A 3474-nucleotide genomic window follows, 5' to 3' on the forward strand; every position below is an offset into this window, starting at 1 on the left:
ATATTTTCAATCTTTGCTATACCTTTTGTTCCTGATTCAGCCATTGATTTTGAACAAGGGATTCGTCAATGGGTGTATTCTGTTGATTTTCCTCTTGGTATTGGATCTGCTTCTATTTTTGTTAAAGGTAGTATTCCTACAATTATTCTTCAGTTTTTACCCATTGACTATATCAATATTCAGGCTGCAATTATTTGTGATGTTTTTGTAAGTAGTATATTGGCATTCATGCTTATTGTAATTGGATTAAAGAAGATGCTTCTTTTAATAACAGATATATTAAATGAAGAAAGTCCTTTTCAACTTAAATATGTAAAATCCTTGCGCAAATTGTCCTATATGATTTTACTCTATTCTACTTTAGGAAATACGCTTTTATGTATCCTACTCAGTGCTTTCGCTACGCACAGTGTCCTTATTACTATCGATTTTGATTGGATTGGAGTATTAATTGGAATGATGGGTTATATCTTTTCTGATATCACCGAGTATGGATTATTTTTGCAAGATGAGTATGATGCGACACTATAGGGAGATTTAAGATGGCTATTATTATACGTTTGGATCGAGTATTAGCAGACAAGAAAATGAAATTGAATGAGCTGGCTGGACTTATTAATCTTTCGCCGGTGAATCTATCTAATATTAAAACTGGTAAAATTAAAGCCATACGTTTTTCAACATTAGATGCCATATGCAAGCATCTGGAATGTCAGCCGGGAGATATTATTGAATATGTGGATGATTAACTTTCATTTTTTCGAATATTCCAGTTTGTTTACTGTCTTATTAAGTGAAGACGTTAAATTCAACTAGAAAGGAGGATCCACATGGAGGACATAGAAATAATAGCGCTGTTTTGGTCGCGGGATGAATCAGCTATCAGTGAAACGGATAAAAAATATGGACGATTGCTTCACAGAATAGCGGGGAACATCCTGTCTAAACATGAGGATGCAGAAGAATCTGTAAGCGATACTTATAATAAAGCCTGGAATACCATGCCACCCCAGAGACCTAAGTTTTTCTCAGCCTATCTGGGACGCATTACCCGCAATAATTCAATCAATTATTGGTATAAGAATAGAGCTCAAAAGAGAGATTGTAGTGTAGAAGTCATTCTTTCAGAACTTAACAATTGCATACCTTCTACTCAGAATGTGGAAGAAGAAATTGAAACAATGGAAATTACAAAGGTGATTAACAGCTGGTTGCACAGTTTGTCTCAGGATGATCGTGTTCTTTTCATGAGACGATATTGGTATGGAGATGCAGTGAATGACCTTGCTGTTGAATGTGGAATAACTCCCAACAAGCTTGCCGGAAGAATCTACCGCTTAAGACAGAAGCTTAGAAATGTTTTAGAAAGGGAGGGCATATTCCTATGAAAGAGAAGAAGATATTTGATGCCATTACAGAGGTGGATGATGTATTGATTGAAGAAGCCAGGGTTACCAAGCTGAAGAAGCAATTTCGAAAATGGAAAAAATGGATAGCAATTGCTGCCAGCCTTGTATTGGTCATAGGAATAGGCGGATTCTCCTTATTGAGAATGGGGTCCTTTATTCCCGGAGGTACCAGTGGCAGTAATGGTCATAGCGAGGGTAATGTGTTCATGTCTTATGCAGGTCCTGTTTTCCCCTTAACTTTATCAGAAAACACAGATGGATTAAGTGCCAAGAGAAAAATTGATTTTGACTTTTCTTCTTATATTCCTAGAAAAGAGGAGTATGAGACACATGATGGCAAAACCAAAACTTATAAACGTTATGACAGTGAAGTTATTGTTACAGACAGTTATATGGTGAAGAATTCTACCAATGAGGAGTTGGTGGCTTCCGGCATTTATCCTTTTGCAGGTACTTTGCATGATGATGAAAATATCATACCGACAATTACTGTGAACGGCTTGAAAGCCCATGCAGTTCTTCATCCAGGTCCTTATACAGGCAGCTTCGAAGGTGTCTATGGTAAGGATGGTCCTGAAGAGAATGAAACACTGAATCTTGCTGCAATAAAGTCATGGGAAGGGTATGAAGCATTGCTTTCTAATGGAGAGTATTTGGATAGAGCATTTGATGAGTTTCCTCTGTTTGATCAAACTGTGGCAGTATATGAATTCAGCGATATAATAGCTAACCATGAAAAGGGCGAAAATCCCACCTTGAATATGGAATTCATCATGGATTACAGCAAGACCATGATTTTTACCTATGGCTTTAATGGAGGTAGCATGAATTCCGACAAAAATTATAGAGCCTGTCATTTTAGCATACCTGAGGAGTTCAATTCTCTATATGGCATGCCTCGATATCTTATTGTTATGGGAGAGGATATCGATGAGTATGTTTTGCAAGGGTACATGAATGGTGGTTGTGATGAAGGCAATGAGCTTGAAGGAGTAACTGCGACGGTGAATCGTTATGTAATCACTCTGGGAGAGGCTTTGTGGAATGCAATGGTGCAGAGCAACGAATTTTATAACAATGATGTAAAAAGGACTATGAATGATACCGTTTCCATGGAAATGCAATATGGTCTAGCTGCAGAATTGCTTCTTGATTATGACATTTTATCTGATGAACCAATGGATAGATATGATATTGGAATGCTTGAAGATATTTTCTCCGAAGTTCTGACTATGGACAGGGTGCTTTATCTTTCTTTTGATATTGCAATACCACCTGGAGAAAGTGTATCTGTTGAAGCAAGCATGGTGAAGGAGCATAGTTTCGATTATGACGGATCTGGAAGTGACAATATGGATGTAGACGGTTATGATATGGTAACAAGACTTGGTTCCAATATGACATTTACAGAACAGACAGCTTCAATTCAGGACCACGATTTGATTGAAATAGTTCGACAGAATTTTGGCTTCAATCTTGAGAAGGGGATAAGAGAAGTGATACTTGATTTGGATAAGGAACGTTACTATATGGAAATCAAGTCAAAACTCAACGAAAATGGAAAATGATTTGAAGGTAAAGAAATTTTCATCAAAGGAGAACATAATGAAATCAAATAATGAAGAAACTGCAATCATGGAAATTCCAGCAATGGAGAAAGGAATGATTCCATTCTTTGAATTTGACGGGAACATACAATTTTACAGTGTCTTTGATTATGAAGGCCGGTAAATGATTGATGAAATTGAATAAAAAAGAAAACAACTGGTTTGATTAAAATCAGTTGTTTTCTTTTTTACAGTTTGGTTATTGATGCTATTAGTCTAATTTTTTAGTGAATTTAACTGTTGTTACAAATATGATTAGACCTATTAAAACCAGCATTGCTATTGTAGCATTCAGTAGTTCGCCGACTCCAACCCCTTTTACAATGATGCCTCGCAGCACAATTAGAAAGTGGGTAATGGGAAGGAGATTGCTGAAAAATTGAATTACCTGGGGCATTGATTCCCTTGGGAACATGAATCCTGACAGCAGCACACTGGGCAGAAGGAATGCCATGGTT

Annotated in this window: 6 protein-coding genes; 5 read left to right on the top strand and 1 reads right to left on the bottom strand. The window is 36.9% G+C overall.

The window, feature by feature from the left end:
• From AC3AX0_RS09455 to AC3AX0_RS09475, 5 genes are all read left to right on the top strand, one after another.
• Positions 1–531 (top strand): hypothetical protein (locus AC3AX0_RS09455; protein ID WP_487550046.1); only part of this gene is annotated, 531 nt, incomplete at its 5' end.
• 11 nt (positions 532–542) lie between these two features.
• Complete coding sequence (locus AC3AX0_RS09460; RefSeq protein ID WP_487550047.1) at positions 543–749, top strand: helix-turn-helix domain-containing protein; 207 nt, start codon at positions 543–545, stop codon at positions 747–749.
• A gap of 81 nt (positions 750–830) precedes the next feature.
• On the top strand, positions 831–1388 hold the full coding sequence (locus AC3AX0_RS09465; RefSeq protein ID WP_487550048.1) for an RNA polymerase sigma factor: 558 nt from the start codon (positions 831–833) through the stop codon (positions 1386–1388).
• Positions 1385–2977 (top strand): hypothetical protein, encoded by a 1593-nt coding sequence (locus AC3AX0_RS09470; RefSeq protein ID WP_487550049.1) that lies wholly within the window; start codon positions 1385–1387, stop codon positions 2975–2977. The genes AC3AX0_RS09465 and AC3AX0_RS09470 overlap by 4 nt, the downstream gene beginning before the upstream one ends.
• 37 nt (positions 2978–3014) lie before the next feature.
• Positions 3015–3140 (top strand): hypothetical protein, encoded by a 126-nt coding sequence (locus AC3AX0_RS09475; RefSeq protein WP_487550050.1) that lies wholly within the window; start codon positions 3015–3017, stop codon positions 3138–3140.
• Between the two features lie 87 nt (positions 3141–3227).
• Here the strand turns inward: AC3AX0_RS09475 and AC3AX0_RS09480 are convergent.
• The coding region (locus AC3AX0_RS09480; protein ID WP_487550051.1) for an ABC transporter permease at positions 3228–3474 on the bottom strand (247 nt) is incomplete at its 5' end.

The sequence above is a fragment of the Dethiosulfatibacter sp. genome (assembly GCF_983023055.1).

Excerpts from the sequence above, each read along its gene's own strand:
- AC3AX0_RS09475 (WP_487550050.1), top strand. The coding sequence starts at position 3,015 with ATGAAATCAAATAATGAAGAAACTGCAATCATGGAAATTCCAGCAATG.
- AC3AX0_RS09465 (WP_487550048.1), top strand. The coding sequence starts at position 831 with ATGGAGGACATAGAAATAATAGCGCTGTTTTGGTCGCGGGATGAATCA.
- AC3AX0_RS09460 (WP_487550047.1), top strand. The coding sequence starts at position 543 with ATGGCTATTATTATACGTTTGGATCGAGTATTAGCAGACAAGAAAATG.
- AC3AX0_RS09470 (WP_487550049.1), top strand. The coding sequence starts at position 1,385 with ATGAAAGAGAAGAAGATATTTGATGCCATTACAGAGGTGGATGATGTA.